General features: G+C 57.9%; 18 protein-coding genes and 1 pseudogene. All 19 read left to right on the top strand.

All coding sequences use genetic code 11. The features are described from left to right. The first annotated feature begins 1 nt into the window (after window position 1). The 19 genes and pseudogenes from ACTIFF_RS08205 (at window position 2) to ACTIFF_RS08295 (ending at window position 19098) form a co-directional block, all read left to right on the top strand. Window positions 2-562 carry an acyltransferase gene (locus ACTIFF_RS08205; RefSeq protein ID WP_439536392.1) on the top strand — a complete coding sequence of 187 codons (561 nt, stop codon included), beginning with the start codon at window positions 2-4 and terminating at the stop codon, window positions 560-562. After that, window positions 559-1671, top strand: coding sequence for a DegT/DnrJ/EryC1/StrS family aminotransferase (locus ACTIFF_RS08210; RefSeq protein ID WP_439536393.1), 1113 nt, complete (start codon window positions 559-561; stop codon window positions 1669-1671). Before ACTIFF_RS08205 ends, ACTIFF_RS08210 begins: the two co-directional genes overlap by 4 nt. A gap of 131 nt (window positions 1672-1802) precedes the next feature. Next, window positions 1803-1958 (top strand): annotated as a pseudogene (locus ACTIFF_RS08215) (UDP-N-acetylglucosamine 2-epimerase); the annotation flags it as partial. 89 nt (window positions 1959-2047) lie between these two features. Continuing rightward, a complete protein-coding gene (locus ACTIFF_RS08220) occupies window positions 2048-2752 on the top strand; it encodes a UDP-N-acetyl glucosamine 2-epimerase (RefSeq protein ID WP_439536394.1) in 705 nt (234 codons plus the stop codon). A gap of 179 nt (window positions 2753-2931) precedes the next feature. Beyond that, window positions 2932-3870 carry an NAD-dependent epimerase/dehydratase family protein gene (locus tag ACTIFF_RS08225; RefSeq protein ID WP_439536395.1) on the top strand — a complete coding sequence of 313 codons (939 nt, stop codon included), beginning with the start codon at window positions 2932-2934 and terminating at the stop codon, window positions 3868-3870. Window positions 3871-3880: 10 nt separating this feature from the next. After that, window positions 3881-4813, top strand: coding sequence for an NAD-dependent epimerase/dehydratase family protein (locus tag ACTIFF_RS08230; protein ID WP_439536396.1), 933 nt, complete (start codon window positions 3881-3883; stop codon window positions 4811-4813). A gap of 15 nt (window positions 4814-4828) precedes the next feature. Beyond that, a complete protein-coding gene (locus tag ACTIFF_RS08235; RefSeq protein ID WP_439536397.1) occupies window positions 4829-5887 on the top strand; it encodes an NAD-dependent epimerase/dehydratase family protein in 1059 nt (352 codons plus the stop codon). Then, on the top strand, window positions 5809-6876 hold the full coding sequence (locus ACTIFF_RS08240) for an NAD-dependent epimerase/dehydratase family protein (protein WP_439536398.1): 1068 nt from the start codon (window positions 5809-5811) through the stop codon (window positions 6874-6876). Before ACTIFF_RS08235 ends, ACTIFF_RS08240 begins: the two co-directional genes overlap by 79 nt. Beyond that, window positions 6873-7682 carry an ABC transporter permease gene (locus ACTIFF_RS08245; RefSeq protein ID WP_439536399.1) on the top strand — a complete coding sequence of 270 codons (810 nt, stop codon included), beginning with the start codon at window positions 6873-6875 and terminating at the stop codon, window positions 7680-7682. The genes ACTIFF_RS08240 and ACTIFF_RS08245 overlap by 4 nt, the downstream gene beginning before the upstream one ends. Then, window positions 7675-9171, top strand: coding sequence for an ABC transporter ATP-binding protein (locus tag ACTIFF_RS08250; RefSeq protein WP_439536400.1), 1497 nt, complete (start codon window positions 7675-7677; stop codon window positions 9169-9171). Before ACTIFF_RS08245 ends, ACTIFF_RS08250 begins: the two co-directional genes overlap by 8 nt. Beyond that, entirely contained in the window at window positions 9168-10064 is an 897-nt protein-coding gene (locus ACTIFF_RS08255; protein ID WP_439536401.1) for a class I SAM-dependent methyltransferase, read from the top strand. The genes ACTIFF_RS08250 and ACTIFF_RS08255 overlap by 4 nt, the downstream gene beginning before the upstream one ends. Continuing rightward, window positions 10051-11004, top strand: coding sequence for a sulfotransferase family protein (locus tag ACTIFF_RS08260; RefSeq protein WP_439536402.1), 954 nt, complete (start codon window positions 10051-10053; stop codon window positions 11002-11004). Before ACTIFF_RS08255 ends, ACTIFF_RS08260 begins: the two co-directional genes overlap by 14 nt. Beyond that, window positions 10992-11696, top strand: coding sequence for a class I SAM-dependent methyltransferase (locus ACTIFF_RS08265; protein WP_439536403.1), 705 nt, complete (start codon window positions 10992-10994; stop codon window positions 11694-11696). The genes ACTIFF_RS08260 and ACTIFF_RS08265 overlap by 13 nt, the downstream gene beginning before the upstream one ends. Next, window positions 11686-12378 (top strand): SGNH/GDSL hydrolase family protein, encoded by a 693-nt coding sequence (locus tag ACTIFF_RS08270; RefSeq protein ID WP_439536404.1) that lies wholly within the window; start codon window positions 11686-11688, stop codon window positions 12376-12378. Before ACTIFF_RS08265 ends, ACTIFF_RS08270 begins: the two co-directional genes overlap by 11 nt. 7 nt (window positions 12379-12385) lie before the next feature. Then, window positions 12386-13621 carry a hypothetical protein gene (locus tag ACTIFF_RS08275; RefSeq protein WP_439536405.1) on the top strand — a complete coding sequence of 412 codons (1236 nt, stop codon included), beginning with the start codon at window positions 12386-12388 and terminating at the stop codon, window positions 13619-13621. Then, a complete protein-coding gene (locus tag ACTIFF_RS08280; protein ID WP_439536406.1) occupies window positions 13618-14442 on the top strand; it encodes a class I SAM-dependent methyltransferase in 825 nt (274 codons plus the stop codon). The genes ACTIFF_RS08275 and ACTIFF_RS08280 overlap by 4 nt, the downstream gene beginning before the upstream one ends. Window positions 14443-14465: 23 nt before the next feature. Then, window positions 14466-15800 carry a hypothetical protein gene (locus ACTIFF_RS08285; RefSeq protein WP_439536407.1) on the top strand — a complete coding sequence of 445 codons (1335 nt, stop codon included), beginning with the start codon at window positions 14466-14468 and terminating at the stop codon, window positions 15798-15800. A gap of 6 nt (window positions 15801-15806) precedes the next feature. Beyond that, window positions 15807-17699: an asparagine synthase (glutamine-hydrolyzing) gene (gene asnB, locus ACTIFF_RS08290; RefSeq protein WP_439536408.1), complete on the top strand. Its 1893-nt coding sequence runs from the start codon at window positions 15807-15809 to the stop codon at window positions 17697-17699. 118 nt (window positions 17700-17817) lie between these two features. Continuing rightward, window positions 17818-19098 (top strand): hypothetical protein, encoded by a 1281-nt coding sequence (locus ACTIFF_RS08295; RefSeq protein WP_439536409.1) that lies wholly within the window; start codon window positions 17818-17820, stop codon window positions 19096-19098.

A 19098-nucleotide genomic window follows, 5' to 3' on the forward strand; every position in this document is an offset into this window, starting at 1 on the left:
CATGACACTGACTGTTCACCCGACCGCCATTGTCGACGACGGGGCACAGATCGGCAGTGGCAGCCGGATTTGGCATTGGGCCCACGTCTGCGCCGGCGCACGGATCGGAACCGGCTGTTCGCTCGGTCAGAATGTGTTCGTCGGTAACGACGTCATCATCGGAAACAACGTCAAGATCCAGAACAACGTATCCGTCTACGACGCGGTGCGCCTGGAAGATGACGTGTTCTGCGGCCCGAGCATGGTGTTCACCAACGTATACAACCCACGCTCCGCGATCACGCGCAAGGACCAGTACCGGCCGACTCTGGTTCGCCGTGGTGCCACGCTCGGTGCCAACTGCACGATAGTCTGCGGAAGCACGATCGGTGAGCATGCCTTCATCGGCGCCGGTGCCGTCGTGAAGTCCGATGTGCCACCGTACGCAATGATGGTCGGCGTACCGGCCAGACGTCGCGGCTGGATGTGCCGATGTGGCATTCAGTTGCGCGGAAAGGGCGCCATCGCGTGTGCGTGCGGGGCTCGCTACATGATTGACGATACGACTTGCACTCCTCAATGACGACGAAAATAGAGTTCATCGATCTCAAGGCGCAGTACGCGGACCTCAAGCAGGCCATCGACCAGAGGATCCAGCGGGTACTCGATCACGGGCAGTACATCATGGGCCCCGAGGTACGCGAACTCGAGGAACGTCTCGAGGCTTTCACGTCGGCCCGCCATTGCATCACCGTTTCATCAGGTACCGAAGCGCTGTTGATCGCCTTGATGGCGCTCGGCGTCGGTCCCGGGGACGAAGTCATCACGACCCCGTTTACCTTCGTGTCGACCGCCGAGGTGATCGCCCTGGTCGGCGCCACACCGGTGTTCGTCGATGTCGAGCCCGATACCTGCAACATCGACGCCGACCGGCTGGAGTCAGCCATCACGTCGCGCACGCGAGCCATCATCCCGGTATCGCTGTACGGGCAGGTTGCAGACATGGACGACATCAACGAGGTTGCGTCGCGCCATGGCGGTATCCCCGTCATTGAAGATGCAGCGCAATCCTTCGGTGCAACCTACAGGAATCGCTCGACTTGCAACCTGTCGACCATAGGCTGCACGAGTTTTTTCCCGAGCAAGCCGCTGGGTTGCTACGGAGACGGCGGTGCGATCTTCACCGACGATGATGCCCTCGCCAGAGCAATGCGCGAGATACGGGTTCATGGGCAGGAGCGGCGCTATTACCACACACGTGTCGGTGTCGGCGGACGGATGGATACGTTGCAGTGCGCAGTGGTGCTGGCAAAACTCGATAACTTCAGCCACGAAATCGAACAACGCATCCTGGCCGGTCGGCGCTATGCCGATCTGCTCTCCCCGCTGGCTGCCGTCACGCAGCTTGCAGTGCGCCCGGACAGGACCTGTGTGTGGGGTCAGTACACGGTTCAGGTCGAGAACCGCGAATCGGTGCTGGAAAAGCTGAAGGCGTCAGGCGTACCGACGGCCGTCCACTACCCTGTGCCGCTGCATCGGCAGCCGGCCTATGCTGCGAGCTGTCGTATCGCGGGTGACCTGTCGAATGCAGAAGCGGTTGCCCGGCGCGTGCTCAGCCTGCCGATGCATCCCTATATCGAGGTGGCAACGCAGAAGACCATCGTCAATGCGCTCGCCGAGGCAGTTGAATGAAGATCGTCACGGTCGTGGGCGCGCGGCCGCAGTTCATCAAGGCTGCCGCCGTGTCAAGGGTGATTCGCAACCAGTACGCATCGGCAGTCGAGGAAGTGCTTGTCCATACCGGGCAGCACTTCGATCACAACATGTCGCGCGTCTTCTTCGACGAACTGGACATCCCTCCACCGGCGTACAACCTCGGCATCGCGGGCGGCTCGCATGGTTTGATGACCGGACGCATGCTTGAAGCGATCGAGCAGGTGCTCGAACGGGAGAAGCCTGACTGGCTTCTCGTCTATGGCGATACGAATTCGACGCTGGCCGGTGCCCTGGCTGCCGCCAAGATGCACATCCCCGTTGCCCCGTTGAAGCGGGTCTGCGCTCCTTCAACATGCGCATGCCGGAGGAGGTCAACCGCATCCTCACCGACCGGGTGTCCGCACTGCTGTTCTGTCCGACCCGCGCTGCCGTGCATAACCTGGTGGCCGAAGGCATCACGTATGGCATCCACAAGGTCGGTGACGTCATGTACGACGTGGCGCTGCATTTTGCGGATCGTGCGAAACGTCAGGGCACGATGCTGGAGAGGCTCGGACTGAAGGCAGGCGCCTATGCGCTGGCGACCTGTCATCGCGCGGAAAACACGGACGATCCGGCGTGTCTCGCGGAGATACTGTCTGCACTCAGCGAGATTGCCGCGGACCTTCCGGTCGTGCTGCCGCTTCATCCGCGCACCCGCAGACTCATCGCCGATCACGGCCTGTCGCGGCACCTCGAGGCTCTGATCGTGACCGAGCCACTTGCTTTCCTCGACATGGTTGTACTCGAAAAAGATGCCCGCCTGATTCTTACCGACTCCGGCGGAGTCCAGAAGGAAGCGTTCTTCTATGGTGTGCCGTGCCTGACCATGCGGAACGAAACCGAATGGGTCGAAACGGTGGATTCCGGCTGGAACACGCTCGTGGGTGCCGATCATGCCCGTATCGTTGCAGCCTACCGCGCGCCTGTCACGGCGAAAGTGCGATCCGCGCCTTACGGCGATGGCCGGGCGAGCGAGGCCATCCTCAGCGTGATGCTGGAGCACCCCGTTGTTTGAAGCCTCGCGCTTCTCGTCGATAATCCAGCCCGGGCGCCAGAGTGGGTCACGCTGTCGCTGTTGAGCGAACATCGGTCCGGGTCAGACGAAGCGTACTCGACAACCCCGGCCCTCTGCCGCAGCGCATGGCACCCGTGCCGCTTGATTCCGCACCGACTCATCAGCTTTAAGGAAATGCAATGAAAGTCTTCGTAACCGGCGGTCTGGGTCAGATCGGCTCACACGTGATCGAAATGCTGCTCGAACGCGGTGATCGCGTGGTGGCCATCGATAATCTTGCGACGGGTCGTCGCGAACATCTGGCCGATCATCCGAATCTGACCGTCATCATTGACTCCATTGCCAACAAACCGCTGGTCGATGAGCTGATTTCGGATCTGAAGCCCGATGCCATCGTTCACACCGCAGCGTCCTACAAGGATCCTGACGACTGGTACAACGACACGCTGACCAACTGCGTGGGCGGCGCCAATATGGTCGATGCGGCGCGCAAGTTCGATGTGAAGCGCTTTGTCTATTTCCAGACTGCGCTGTGCTACGGACTGAAGCCGCTTCAGCAACCGATCCGGCTTGACCACCCACGCCTGCCCGGTAGCAGCAGCTACTCGATCACGAAAACGACCAACGAGTTCTATCTCGAGCTGTCCGGCGTCGATTACGTGACCTTCCGACTCGCCAACGTGGTGGGGCCGCGTAACGTTGCCGGACCGCTGCCGATCTTCTATCAGCGCCTGAAGGACGGCAAACAGTGTTTCGTCACCGAAGCGCGCCGAGACTTCGTGTTCGTGAAGGATCTGGCGCGTGTCGTACTGAAGGCGTGCGATGGCGTCGGCCATGGCGCTTACCACTTCTCGTCAGGCAGCGACATCGCGATTCAGGAACTGTACGACGCCGTGGTCAAGGCGATGGATGTGCCAGGCAAGCCGAAGGCTGAGGTCAAGGCATTGGGGCCGGACGATGTTTTCTCCATCCTGCTCGACCCGTCACGCACGTTCGAAGATTTCGGTGACCTCGAATTCACACCGCTGCAGGACACTGTCTCGGCTGCCATCGACTATTACAGGCAGCACGGCACGCTGGGTGAATACACCCATCTCCGCCTGCAGGACCGCAAGTGAGGGCCGCCGCGTGCGCATCCTGATCACGGGCGGTGCGGGCTGCCTCGGCTCGAACCTGATCGAACACTGGCTGCCCCGGGGGCACGAGATTTTCGTGATCGACAACTTCGCGACCGGCAAGCGAGAAGTCGTTCCCGAAGTTGCGGGGCTCACCGTACGGGAAGGTTCGATCACCGATCGTGAGCTGGTCAGCGAGTGTTTCGCTGCCTTCAGGCCCGAGGTCGTCATTCACGCTGCAGCGGCCTACAAGGACCCGGACGACTGGGTGGAGGACGCGAACACCAACGTGACGGGCAGTGCCATCGTGGCGCAGATGGCCAGGGCGCATGGGGTGACGCGCCTGATCAACTTTCAGACCGCGCTTTGTTACGGCAGGCCGCTGACGTTGCCGATACCGGCGTCGCACCCGACGGCGCCCTTCACCAGTTACGGCATCACCAAGACGGCGGGCGAGCAGTTCATGCTGCTGTCGGGCGTTCCGACGCTGTCGCTGCGCATCGCGAACGTGACCGGTCCGCGACTGGCCATCGGCCCGATCCCGACCTTCTACAAGCGCCTGAAAGCGGGTCAGAAGTGCTTCTGCTCCGATACGTCACGCGATTTTCTGGACATGGCCGACTTTCTGGCCTTCTGCGACAGGGCCATCGAGACGGACGCGCCGACAGGCGTGTTCAACGTTTCCAGCGGCGAGGCGCATTCCATCAAGGAGATCTTCGATCTGGTATCCGCCTACCTGGGCCTTGGCACGATGGAAGTACCGGTCGTGCCGCCGGCAGCGGACGATGTCCCGGTGGTCGCGCTCGATGCGTCCGAAACGTTGGCGGCCTTCGGATGGCAGGCGCAGACCGGATTCGAGAATACGATCCGGCGACAACTCGAGTGGTATGACAAGCACGGCGTAACAGATGTCTTCTCGCATCTGAAGGCGCCGCCGGTGCGTTGATCCAGGTACGGAAGAATGACTGAACAGAGTTTTTCGGGCACTACGGTGCTGGTTGTCGGTGGGGCCGGCTTTGTCGGCAGCAATCTGGTGCACCAGATACTCAAGCAGGATCCGCGTGAAATCATCGTGGTGGACAATCTTCTGTCATCCGATGTGGCGAACATTCCGGCCGATGACAGGGTGCGCTTCGTTTTCGGTTCGATTACCGATGACCGGATACTTTCCGCCATTCCGGAACAGCTCGACTACGCGTTCCACCTCGCGTGCTATCACGGCAATCAGTCATCAATCGCCGATCCGCTTGCGGATCACGACAACAACACGCTGACGTCGCTGAAGCTGTTCGAACGGCTGAAGGCACTCGGGCAGCTGAAGAAGGTCGTGTACGCCGCTGCGGCCTGTGCAGTGGCCGAGAAAACCTACGATACGCCGACTGCCACGACCGAGGACCAGCCGGTCACGCTGTATCACGACAGCCCTTACTCGATATCCAAGATCATTGGCGAGCTGTATGGCAACTACTACTTTCAGCAGCATCGCCTGCCGTTCGTGAAGGCGCGATTTTCGAACGTGTACGGGCCGCGCGAGATTCTGGGTGCCGGGCAGTGGAGAGGTACCGTACACACGGTGTGGCGCAACGTGACGCCGACCTTCGTCTGGCGTGCGCTCCACGGCGAAGCGCTGCCGCTGGACAACGGCGGCAATGCCAGTCGCGATTTCATATTCGTGGAGGACATGGCGCGCGGCCTGATGGCCTGTGCGCTGAACGGTACTGCAGGCGAGGTATACAACCTGGCGACCGGTCGTGAAACGACCATCCTCGAACTGGCAACGCTGATCAACGAATACACGGGCAACGCGACCCCACTCGACCTGCGGCCCGCGCGCGATTGGGACCGCTCCGGCAAGCGCTTTGCGTCCACGGAGAAAGCGGAGCGCGTGCTGGGCTTCCGCGCCCAGGTGGATATCAGTGAAGGGCTCCGGCGCACCGTTGATTGGACCCGCGCCAATACGGAGCTGATCCGGCGCAACATCGCGAAGCACGAAAAGTTGATGTCGCAGGCGGGCAAATAGGGATGCAGATAGCAGGGCACCGTTTTCTCGTCGTCGGTGGCGCCGGTTTCATCGGCTCTCATGTCGTGGATGGACTGCTTGCGGCTGGCGCGGCGCATGTCCGCATTTACGACAACTTCTCGCGGGGCACGCGCGACAACTTGTCGCAGGCATTGGGAGACGCCCGCTGCGAAATCTTCGCGGCGGGCGGCGATATCCTGCACCGGGACACGCTCGGCAAGGCGATGGAGGGCATGGACGGCGCCTTCCATCTCGCAGCACTCTGGCTGCTGCAGTGCCACGACTATCCGCGCTCCGCATTCGAGGTGAACGTCGCCGGCACGATGAACGTCATCGAGACGGCTATCGCCAGCGGCATTAGGCGGCTGGTGTTTTCCTCGTCCGCGTCGGTGTACGGGGATGCAGTCGCCGAACCGATGGAGGAGGATCACCCCTTCAACTGCCAGGATCTTTACGGTGCGAGCAAGGCGTGCGGCGAAATGCTGCTGCGCGCGCTGTACAACCGCGAGCATCAGAACGGCGGCGATTTCGAGTATGTCGGTCTGCGCTACATGAATGTGTACGGTGCGCGTCAGGATGCCCGGGGAGACTATGTCGGTGTAGTGACGCGCATGCTCAACGCCCTCGATGCAGGTACGCAGCCCGTCATTCACGGCGATGGCACCCAGGCGTACGACTTCGTCGATGTGAGTGATTGCGCGCGCGCCAACATACTTGCCATGCAGGCATCGTCAGCGAACAGGCACTACAACGTCGGTACCGGCATCAAGACGACCGTGGCCGAACTGGCGGAGCGGCTCCGACTGCTGCATCCCAGCGGGACAGCGGCACGCTTCGAGCCCAGCAGCCGTCCGTTCGTGCGCAACCGGGTGGGGGCGACGAGCCTGGCAGCGGCCGACCTGGGCTTCCATGCCACCGTGCCCCTGGATTCCGGGCTGCGTGATTTCATCCACTGGCGTGCAGCGCAGTCGAAGGGCGGGCATCCATGAACGCCCATCTCGGCGTTTTCCGTTCGTTGCGCGTGCTGAGCGGCTACCGGCATCGCGTACTCGAAGGCGTCATGCACGACATCCGCCAACGCTACATCGGATCGGTGTTCGGATCGCTCTGGGCCGTGCTGTTCCCATTGCTTCAGTTGAGCATCTATGCCGGTCTATACACCTTCATCTTCAAGGTGCGCCCGTCAGGCCTGACCGAGTTGGGCTATGTCGTCCTCGTGTTTTCCGGCCTGGTTCCGCTGATGGCGTTCAACGAAGCGCTGACCGCTGCAACGTCCTCACTGTCGGCGAACAAGAATCTGCTTCTCAACACGGTCTTTCCTGCCGAGCTCATCCCCCTCCGGGCCGCCATCGCAGCGCAGGCCACCAGTCTGATCGGCCTGCTGATCACGCTGGTCGCCGGCTTTGTTCTGGGTCGCACGAGCTGGCAAGCCATCCTGCTCGTACCCGTTTTCTGGGTCTTGCTGCTGATGTTCGCGATGGGCATTGGCTGGATGTTCTCGTTGCTGTCCCTCGTCGCCCGGGACGTTCAGCATGGGCTCGGGCTCGTCGTCATGCTGCTGTTCGTGTTGAGTCCCTTCGCCTACACGCCCGAAATGGTGCCAGCAGCGCTGAAGCCAGTCATTTACATGAACCCGCTCTCTTACTTCGTACTGAGCTTCCAGCAACTCATCTGCTACGGCACGTGGCCTGACCCGTTGGTCGCCGCGGGCGCCGTCTTCCTGTCGCTCGGCAGTTTCTTCACCGGTTTCATGGTCTTCCAGCGGGCCAAACACGTGTTTTTCGACTATGCCTAACCCGCTTGCCATCCGGTTCCACAGCGTATCGAAGATCTACCGGCTGCACGGCAGCCAGAGCGACCAATTGATCGATGTGCTCGGCCTCAAGCGCTTCGGATTCCGGACGCGAACCCCTGCGCGCGAGTTCGCTGCACTCAGCGATATCTCCCTTGAAGTCCCGCGTGGTCACCGGATCGGCATCGTCGGGCGCAATGGCGCCGGAAAGACGACGCTGCTCAAGCTCATCTGCGGCAATTTCGCTGCCACCCAGGGTGAGGTCGAGGTGAACGGCACCGTGCAGGCACTGATGAATATCGGGCTCGGCTTTCACCCCGAATACACCGGCCGGGAGAATGTCCAGGCTTCGTTGCAGTACAACGGACTGGAGCGGGAAGAATATCGTGAGGCCATGAATGGCATCATCGAGTTCTGCGAACTCGGGGATTTTCTCGATCAGCCCTTCAAGACCTATTCTCTGGGCATGCAGGCGCGCCTGATGTTTGCCGCGGCAACAGCCATTCGGCCGGATATCCTGATCGTTGATGAAGTGCTGGGCGCAGGCGATGCCTATTTCGTTGCGAAGTCGAAATCGCGCGTCGAGAAACTGGTGAATTCCGGCTGCACGATGCTGCTTGTGTCCCACTCGATGCAGCAGGTGCTCGAACTGTGCGACGAAGCACTGTGGCTGGATCAAGGGCGAATACGCCTTCAAGGTCCGGCCTTTGAGGTTGTGAAGGCCTATGAGGCTTATCTGCACGGTCCCATCGGAAAGCTCACAACGGCGTCGACCGAGGCGGCGGCCGCATCCGCGTCCCACGCTCCCGGGACGCGGAAGGGGGATCTATCGGAAAAGGGAATTTCAGGAAGTCCGCCGACCGGTGCCGCAGTCACGGCGCCGTCCCGCGCGAGCCTCATTGACCGATCAGCCACATTCACATTGCAGGAACCGGTCTTCCTCCCGCATGCAACGGTGCCCTCGCTGCCGGCACCCGCGGACGATGCAGGTTTCAATTTCGTTGCGCCGGGCGGAATTTCGCGCTGGGCAGGTTCACTGCCCGACGAACTCGAGTTTTCCGGATTCACGATCGTCGACGCGTCGGGTGAAACCAATGTGCTGCGGTCACTGCAGCCGGCGAAACTGCTCATCAGCGTGAAGGCGATCCGTACCGGGAAGTATTCCTGTCGCTACAGCGTGAATATCAGCAATCACATGGGGCAGACCGTCACGAGCGTGAAAAGTCCGAAAGATGATTTCGAACTCGAGGCGGGTGCCATCCGGCGCATCGAGATTCTTTTCAATCCTTTGCAGATCGGCCCGGGGGAATACACTGTCGGAATGGTTGTTCTGCAATACGACGCGATCGAATTGCTGAATAATGCAGGTCGATATGACCTTTTGAGTCGGAGTTTTCAGTTCAGGGTTGAAAATCCGTCCTCCTGGGCTACCTTGCAAGGTGAATTTTTCCATTCTGCAGAGTGGCGTTTCGATTCGGGTTTATTTGAATGATTATCTGTCCAAACTGCTCGAGTAGCCGGCTTGATTTGGATAGCGGCCGCTGCGGGGACTGTGGCTGGCAGCGTCTCGTCGAAGGCGGGCTGAGCAATTACCTGACCGATCAGGATCGAAGCAGCGACCTTTCGGAGAAATACGTCGGGAACTACGAGCGGCTGGCGATAAAGAATCTTGAAGCCAGCAATATTGATAGACGATTCCTGAAGAATCAGGCGAAGAACGTCGCGTCGTATGTTGGCGATGTTACAGGTGCGGTTGTCTGTGATCTTGGCATCGGGCAAGGATTTCTGTGCGACGAATTGCTTCGGAAAAATCCTGAAAGAGTAGTTGCTGTCGATGTTTCCAGATCCTATCTGTCCCGATTTGTAGGGCATAGTCGCGTTGATCCATTTCTCGCGAATGCCGAATTTCTTCCGTTCAGGAACGAATTCGATGTTCTGGTGAGCACTGATGTCATGGAGCACGTGATCAATGTGGGATCATTTCTTTTCTGCGTGAATCGTGCCTTGAAGGCGGACGGAATTGCAGCGATCCGCGTTCCCTATCGCGAAGCGCTGCTGAATTACTCCCCGCATGCGGGATACGGGCATCTGTTCGGTCATCTCCGAAGTTTCAACGAGGATATCCTGAAGACCTATCTCGAGCAGGCCGGTTTTCGCATCAAGTCCATGCATCTCGACGGCTACAGCCCGGGTACGCCTCAGCCCTATCTCTACAGTACAGACAGGCGAAAGGCGATTTACCATCGATTGTTCAAGGTGATGAACAGGTATCTGGAGCATCCGGCCGACGCCACATTGTGGAATTCGCGCCTGGCGCGGCTCGTGATGCGTCCCGCGGAAATCGTTGTAGTGGCTAGAAAGATTACTGATCTTGTCGAGCGTTGATTTGATGAACGAATGCCGGGAAAACCGATTGGAGCAAGCCCTTCTGGAGTTGGGTGAGGGCTGCCCGGTGCCCAGACCGATCTTCATTCTTGCAGCGCCGCGAACCGGAAGTACGTTTTTCTACCAGACGCTGGTTCGCGTTTTCGCTTTGCCGTACATCAGCAATCTGACCAACGAATTTTATGCGCACACGCCCATTCTGGGGCTTTCGATGCAACACGGGGTCAAGATCCGGATAGACGAACACAGCCACTACGGAAAAACGAACGGGCTGTTCCAGCCCTCGGAGGGGTCCGGACCGATGACCTTCTGGTTCGGAGGCGAACAGCCATCGCAGTCGAAGTCGTCGCGGATTGTCGGTGGGCGCGAGGCGCATTTCATCCGGACCCTCGCGGCGTGCGAGACTTTGTACGACGGCGCACCACTGGTTATCAAGAACGCCTGGAATTGTTTCAGGGTGGCCTATCTCGCGACGGCGCTTCCCGGTGCCCGCTTCATATGGATCCGGCGCGATATCCGTGAAGCTGCGGGTTCAGACCTTGAGGCCAGGTACCTCACGAAGGGCGATCCAAAGGCATGGAATTCGGCGACACCCGCCAACGTGGAAGCCCTCAGGAGGTTGCCGCCGGCCCATCAGGTTGTCGAAAATCAATATGAATTCAACAGGGCAGTCGAGACAGACTTGGCGTCCCATGCGGCCGGTCGATACCTCGATGTGTGGTACGAAGACTTTGTCTGCGATCCGCAGCGCGAACTTGAGCGATTGGCACTCTTCATCCAGCGCGAGTCGTTGGACCACGTACCGGAGCGGAGAGACGCGACCCGTCGCGCTCGCGCGTTGAGTACCGAAGAGTCCGGCACGATATCGAATTATGTATCCATGAATTACGGAAGATTCGGGACCGATTGCCACGAGCAGGGGGATCCATGCAGCTCGTGACCAAAGAAGCGGTCGAAGAGTATCTGGCCACGGATATCACGCTACATCGAATGGCTCGCTTTTCGATGGCGACCGATGAGGGCCTTACCTGCCAGCGGTGGCTCAGGGACAGCGCAGCAAAGCGCTTTGTCTTCGAACAGCTCTATGGCGAATTCTTCGAAGGTCCTGATTGCTGCGACATCCTCGACGTCGGCGGCGGCCTGACGGCGTTCACCCGTATTCTGGCCGCGCGTCATCGCTACCATCTGGTGGATGTCCTCGCGCATGATCAGATCGAAACTGCACGTCTCATCGAAACTGCCGTCGGTCGCAGTTTCATTCATGCCGGGGACTGGCATGATTTAAATGCGGAAGTCTATGAGAAGATCGTTGCCAACGACATATTTCCTAATGTCGATCAACGGCTGGATGTTTTTCTTGAAAAGTTTCTTCCCCGCTGTACGAGCTTGAAGCTTTCGCTTACCTGGTACCGCAACCCTCGATACTACAAGACCAAGCGGGTCGATGGCGATGAGGTCTTTTACATGCTGGCATGGAATCACGAGCAACTTGCCGGGTTGCTTGAAAAATATGCCTCGAAAATAGTCGGCTACGAGCCGGGGATTCTTTTTACGACTCAGAAATCGTTGTACGAAAATGGGCGCAACGTCTGCATTGTCGAATTCGTCGGGGAGCGAACCGATGCGCGGTGAAGCACCAGGAAGTCCGGTTCGAATCACGTTTTTCGGTGATTCTATATTTGTCGGGCAGGGGGTCTCCATCTACCGGGGCTGGGTCACGAGGATCGCCCAGCATCTCGATGATTTCGGGCGTGAAAAGAACATAAGCTTTCTGGTTACCAATGCATCCGTGAATGGACGTACCACCCGTCAGGCGCTTGAGGACATGCCATATGGCGTTCAGTCAAGCGGGGTAGATATCCTCATCGTTCAGTTCGGTCTGAATGACTGCAATTATTGGTTGAGTGATCGGGGGCTTCCACGCGTCAGTCTGGGGGCCTACAAGGAAAATCTGAGGGAAATCGTAAGCCGAGGACAAAGATTCGGTGCATTCAGAATTCTCCTGAACAACAACCACCCGACATCACGTGACATCGAGTTGCTGCCGAATGTAGGGATGACTTACGAGGACAGCAATCGACGCTATTGCAAGGCAGTCGCGGAACTTGCCGAAGAACTTGGTGAGCAGGTGTCTTTCCAGGACGTGAACAGGCACTTCCTGCAGAGAATTTCGGAATCGGGTGACTCGCTGGATCGCTATCTTCTTCCGGACCGACTTCATCTCAGTGTGGACGGACATGAGGCTTACTACCAGTTCATGCTGCCAGCGGTCATGAAGGCGGTGCAGGATTTTCTTGCCGCTCCATCGCGTTGACAGACTGATGGTTTCTGAAATTTTCCGGCAGGCGCCGAAGTTACCCGCCGAGCGCTTCCACAATCTCTCCGACGTGGCAGGAGAGGGGGCGGTCCTTCGTCGGCAGCTCAAGATATTGTTTCTCGCTGATGACCGGCATGTTGCAAACGTCGTCATCGACCATATTCAGGGATTCATCGAATTTTCGCATCATCGATATACCGTCATGAATCCCATACACGATCCAGCGCCGGCTGCAGACTGGCTGGATCGCTTCGATGTCGTCTTGATTCATTATTCTATTTATATCCTCGGGGATTATTTTCTGCCTGAAGCGTGGCGCGCACTGATCGAAAAATATGATGGGCTAAAAGCGCAGATAATTCAGGATGAGCATCGATCCATCAATGCCATGAGTACCCGTATGGCTGCATTCGGTGTATCCGTGGTTTTTTCGTCGCTTGAGCCTGACACGGCAAGGTCTGTCTACAAAAGTCCATTGCTGATTGGAACTTCGTTCTTCAGTTGCCTCCCTGGTTATGTCGCAAAAAACTTTTTCGAGTTTTCGCCACCCCCTATTGCTAATCGCCCACTGCACATTGTTTACCGTGGCCGTACCCTACCCGCTTTTCTGGGGCGGTTCGCACAGGAAAAGTTTCGGATCGGAGAGCAAATGAAGCGGGTGGCCGAGAAACACGACCTGGAGGTCGATATCTCTTCCGAGGAGGAAGTTCGGATATACGGAGAGGCATGGCCACTATTTCTGATGAGCGGACGCGCAACGCTCGGAGTGGAGGGCGGCGCATCGATATTTGATTTCGACGGTTCGATAACACAATCGGTCGAACGTTATGTACGCGAGTTCCCGGATGCCGATTTCGAACAGGTATGGCACGCTCTGCTCCAACGGCATGAAGGTAACGTAGTGCACCGGACGCTGACGCCGAAGCTGTTCGAGGCAATTGCCGCCAAAACAGCGCTTATCCTGTATCCCGGCAGATATCGCGATATTTTGGAGCCGGGAAGACATTACATCGAGCTTGCGCGCGACGGATCGAACACTCAGGAGGTGGTTCGGATGCTTCACGATTCCCCGCTTCTTCAGTCGCTGGTGAATCGCGCGCATGAGGAAGTGTTGAATCGAAAAGACCTGGCAAAGAAATTCTACGTCGAACGGATCGATCTGGTTCTTGCTGGACGCGCAGTTTCGCGGCTTCGTCGCCGGTTGTCTAGAATATTTGCCAAAACTGGGCTTGTATCATGATTGATTCTGAAATCTCAAAGAGCAACAGCGAGTTCTGGAACGAGCTGTGTGGGTCGCACCTTGCCAAGGTTCTGGGTATTGTCGATTCGAGTATCCAGTCGTTGAAGAAGTTCGATGATTGGTATTTTGATTTCTATCCGTATCTGTTTGATTACATCCCGTTCGAGGACTTGCGGGGCATGGATGTTCTCGAGGTCGGTCTCGGATATGGCACGGTTGCGCAACGTCTTGCTGAATCGGGCTGCAGATACACCGGCCTTGATATCGCAGCGGGCCCTGTGCATATGGTGAATCATCGACTGCTTCAGAATTCTCTGCCCGGCAAGGCGGTTCAGGGAAGCATTCTGGACCCGGTATTCGAAGAGCAGTCTTTTGACGCCATCGTTGCAATAGGGTGTCTGCACCACACGGGCGATCTCACACTTGCGATCCAGCGTTGCTTCAAGATGCTGAGGCCGAAAGGCCGTTTGATTTTCATGGTCTATTCGGCCTACTCCTATCGTCGGTGGCGATTGACGCCGAAGGGAACAGTCAGCTACTTCGGCCGTGAGCTTTTCGGGTATCGAGGTGTGGTAGGTCACAGCAGGGACAAAGACAGAGCGGCCTATGACGCAAGCGCGGGAGGCGCAGGGGCGCCGCATACCGACTGGATTTCAAAAAAATCTTTGCGTTCGCTGTGTTCCGAATTTTCCGGTTTCAGCGCCAATTACGAGAATATTGACCAGGAGCCGCCGTTTACGGCCTCGCCGCGGGTTGCGCTGTTGAAGACACGATGGCCCAGGTTGATGGGCCTTGATCTCTATGCAGTTGCTGTCAAATAGTCATAGCCTGGGCAATGGTTGACGTGCTTAATGTTCTTTACCTGTACAACTCGAGCCAGACGTACACCAATACGGTGTATGAGCACATCGCCAGCTTCGGAAAGTATTCACGACACCGGTCATTTTATTGTCATCAGGATACCCATACGGACTTTGAAGTTGACCTTTCGAGGTTTGATGCGGTCGGAATCCACTTTTCGATAAGGTTGCCGTACGATCAGTTCTCTCCGTCTACCATTCGTGCACTGCAGAATTTTCGTGGCCTTAAATTCCTGTTCATACAGGATGAATATGATCACACGAAACGGGCTTGGTACTGGATCAATGGGTTAGGGATTCAACTTGTCTTCACGGTCGTTCCAGACGAGGGTATCGAGAAGGTCTATCCATCCAGTGAATTCCGGGCAACCCGATTCATCAATACGCTCACCGGTTACGTTCCGGATGAACTGAAGTTTTCCGATCTTGTTTCGGCGCCCTCCTGCCGCAGTCTGATGGTCGGCTATCGTGGTCGTCCGCTCCCCATCCGCTATGGTCGTCTCGGGGTTGAAAAAGTGGAGATTGGAATGATTGTCAAATCATTCTGCGACGCGACAGGTGTTCGCAATGACATCGCCTGGACGGAAGAGTCGAGAATTTACGGCTCAGGATGGTACGAATTCATGGTTTCGTGCCGTGCCATGCTGGGTTCCGAAAGCGGGAGCAACGTATTTGACTGGGATGGATCGCTGGTCAAGCGTATTGCCGATTACCGGAGAGAGCATCCGGAGGTCCCAGATTCAACGGTCTATTCCAATTTCATCGAACCGGAGGAGATCGAAGGCATAATGAATCAGATCTCGCCACGTGTATTTGAAGCGATTGCAGCGAGAACCGTGCTTGTGCTGTTTGAAGGCCGTTATTCGGATGTTGTCATGCCCGGCATTCATTTCATACCGCTCAAGAAGGATGGCAGCAATCTGTCCGAGGTCATCGAGTCTCTCAAGGACGGAGATTATGTTGATTCAATGGCCGACAGGGCGTACAAGGATGTCATCGAGTCGGGAAAGTATTCCTACGCATCGTTTGTCGGTCGCGTCGATGCTGAAATTTCCGAGTCCTTTCGACTGGTTGATGCTGCATCGCCTGTTTTTCCGGACGCCGGGTGGCTGGTAACGGGACTCGGTGCGGTCACGACTTCACCGATCCGCGCCGCGCCGCCGCGACCGTCGCCGGACACGATCATTCGCACTGTTGCGGGTTCTACGGGGCCAACCGATCTGTTGAGGCGTTTTTCAGTGTACACGTGGTGGAAGCTGCCGGAACCTGCACGGGGGGTCTTGCGGCCCGCAGTGAAGTGGCTTCGTGGACGAAAGTGAATTCATATGTGTGGAATCTTCGGTTTTGTTTCAAACGGCCCGCGCGAATCGTTGAAATCCTCCGGTGAGCTTGATATCGGTCTGGAGCGAATCAAGCATCGCGGGCCGGACGGAACCGGGAAGTGGATTTCCGGAAACGGGCAAGTCGGTCTCGGTCATGTTCGGCTTTCAATCATAGATATTGAAACCGGTGCGCAGCCGATGCATAGCGACGATGGTCGATACACCATCATCTACAACGGTGAAATCTACAACTACATCGAACTGAAGCGGGAATTGGGTGGCGCCGGTTTTCGTACGAATTCCGATACCGAAGTGGTGCTGCGCGCCTTCCAGCGTTGGGGCCCCGAATTCGTTACACGCCTGCGCGGCATGTTTGCGATTGCGATCTGGGACAACACTGAACAGAAGCTGTTTCTGGCGCGCGACCGGTTCGGCATCAAGCCGCTTTATTGGACGCAAACGTCATCCGGTCTGTATTTCGCGTCAGAAGTCAAGGCACTGCTGCCATTTCTCGACCGGCGCCAGGTCAGCGCAGCGGCCCTGTCGGATTACTTCACGTTCCAGTTCTGCCTGGGCGAAAAGAGCCTGATGGATGGCGTATGGCAGATGCCGGCGGCTCACACGGCGACGCTGTCGCCCGGGCAACGGCTCAAGCCGGTAAGGTACTGGGAAGTTCACTACGACCTTGATTATGACCACACGGAAAAGTGGTTTTCGGAGCGTCTTGTCGAGTATCTGAACGATTCGGTAAAGGTACACCTGCGCGCCGACGTCGAGGTCGGCAGTTACGTCAGCGGCGGTGTCGATTCGAGTCTGCTGGCTGCAATCGCGCGCGACGAGCGGTCGACCGGCCCGTTCAAGGCGTTCAACGGACGTTTTACCGAAGGTGCGGATTTCGACGAATCGGCTTATGCCCGTGCGCTGACCGACGAACACGACATGCAGCTTCATGTCGTCGACATCAGCGAACAGGATTTCGTCGACCATATCGCCAAGGTGATATGGCACCTCGACCAGCCGACGGCCGGCCCCGGCTCGTTTCCGCAGTACATGGTTTCGCGGGAAGTCGGGCAGCACATCAAGGTGGTGCTGGGCGGGCAGGGCGGTGACGAGATATTCGGCGGCTACGCGCGTTACCTGGTCGCCTATTTCGAACAGTGCATCAAGGGTGCCATCGAAGGTTCGCTGAACAACGGCAGTTTCGTCGTGACCTATGAGTCCATCATTCCGAACCTGGAAACGCTGCGCCAGTACAAGCCGATGCTGCGGGAGTTCTGGGCCAGCGGACTGTTCGGCGAGCGCGATGAACGCTACTGGCGCCTGGTGAATCGCGCCAATACATTCGGCAGCATTCTTGCCCCGGATGTGATCGACCGGGTGGCGACGTTCGAGGAATTCAAGAGCATCTTCTGGGGCAGCAATGTAGGCAAGGAATCGTATTTCGATTCCATGACCCACTTCGATTTCAAGACCTTGCTCCCGGCTCTGCTGCAGGTCGAGGACCGCATGAGCATGGCCCATGGTGTCGAGGCGCGCGTGCCTTTTCTGGATCACCCTCTGGTCGAATTCGCGGCGACGATTCCAGCCAACATCAAGTTCCAGAATGGCGAGCTCAAGCGTTTGCTCAAGCTGGTGTTCGGCGAGCGACTGCCGGCGGCCATCCGCGACCGCAAGGACAAGATGGGTTTTCCGGTGCCGCTCAACCTGTGGCTCAGACGCGGCGGCGCGGCGCGCGACATGATCGGCGACATTCTGGGCTCGCCGAAGGCCCGTTCCCGCGCCTATCTGGGCAACGGCCTGTCCGTCGATACTTTGCTCGACTCGCAAAGTCCGTACGGCCGCAATCTGTGGGCGCTGCTGAGTCTCGAGTTGTGGCACCGACAGTTCGTGGATTGATCCGGTGAGGAAAAACGTTCTTTTCTGTTATTCCCGCTTACCGTCCTTCACCAATGCAGTCCGGGATTACGTCGATGCCTTCGGCGCCTGTTCGGCGCAGCGAATCCATTACTACGACATGGATTCGGGGCCGATAGAGTTCGAGCTCGACAAGTTCGACTGCATCATCTTCAACTACTGTTTCTGGGCACGGTGTCTTGCCGTCACGAGCGATTTCACCCGTCGGGTCGCAGCGTTTCATGGCCTCAAGATCGCCATTTTCCAGGATGAATACGATTATTTTCTGTGGCACAGGCAAACCGTCATTGCACTCGGTGTGCAGACGATTGTCACCTGCGTGCCGGAAGCCCATTGGCGCGACGTTTTCCAGGGAGCCGAGTTCGACGGCGTCGAGTTCATTCACGCGCTGACCGGCTATGTGACCGATGATCTGAGCAGCCTGCCGCCCGGGAAATCGCTGGAGGCAAGGGCGTATTCGATCGGCTATCGCGGGCGTCCCGTTCCGTTTGCATACGGACGACTGACGCAGGAGAAAGTGCTGATCGGCGAGCGAATGAAGGCGTTCTGCGAACAGTACGGGGTGGCAGCGAACATCGAAGTGACCGAAGAGGCGCGGATCTACGGTGCCGCCTGGCCTGCGTTCATCGGCAATTGCCGTGCCGTGCTTGGCACCGAAAGCGGCTCGAACGTATTCGATTTCGATGGTTCGGTGAAGCCGGCGATCGAGGCCTACGTTGCAACGCATCCCGATGCCGACTTCGAGACGGTCCATGCGCTGTTCCTCAAGGAACTCGATGGAAAGATCCGGATGAATCAGGTGTCACCCCGAATCTTCGAGGCCATCGCGATGAGAACCGGTCTGGTGCTTTTCGAAGGCGGGTATTCAGGCGTCGTCCAGCCGTGGGAGCACTACATCCCGCTGAAGAAGGATTTCAGCAACGTTGGCGACGTGCTGCGCGCGGTGTCAGATGATGCGTTGCTCGGTGCCATGACGGAACGCGCCTACAACGACATCATCGCGTCCGGGAAATACCATTTCAGGACCTTCATCCGTCAGATCGATGCGCACATCGACGCGAAGGTGCCGCTGGCGCAGGGATGGCTGCCCTGTTTCGAACTGGTCGGCTGGCGAGCTTCGGAGGACGAATCCATGACGCCGCTCCCGACACTGGGTACGCATCGCCCGACCTCGCAGCCGCTCCGTCACACGGATGCAGTGAAGGATCCGTTCGCCGGATTCCACTGGAACGCAGGCGCATTTCACCGCGCACTGATGAAGCGATACGAGGCGCTGCTGTATTCAGGCACGGGGCAGGCGATCAAACGCGCGATCGCAAAGAACCCCGTCATCTATACATGGTCCCGTCGGGTCGTCCGCATCCTCACGGGGCGTGGGTGA

This window comes from Methyloversatilis sp., assembly GCF_051861465.1.
In the GTDB taxonomy this organism is placed as follows: domain Bacteria; phylum Pseudomonadota; class Gammaproteobacteria; order Burkholderiales; family Rhodocyclaceae; genus Methyloversatilis.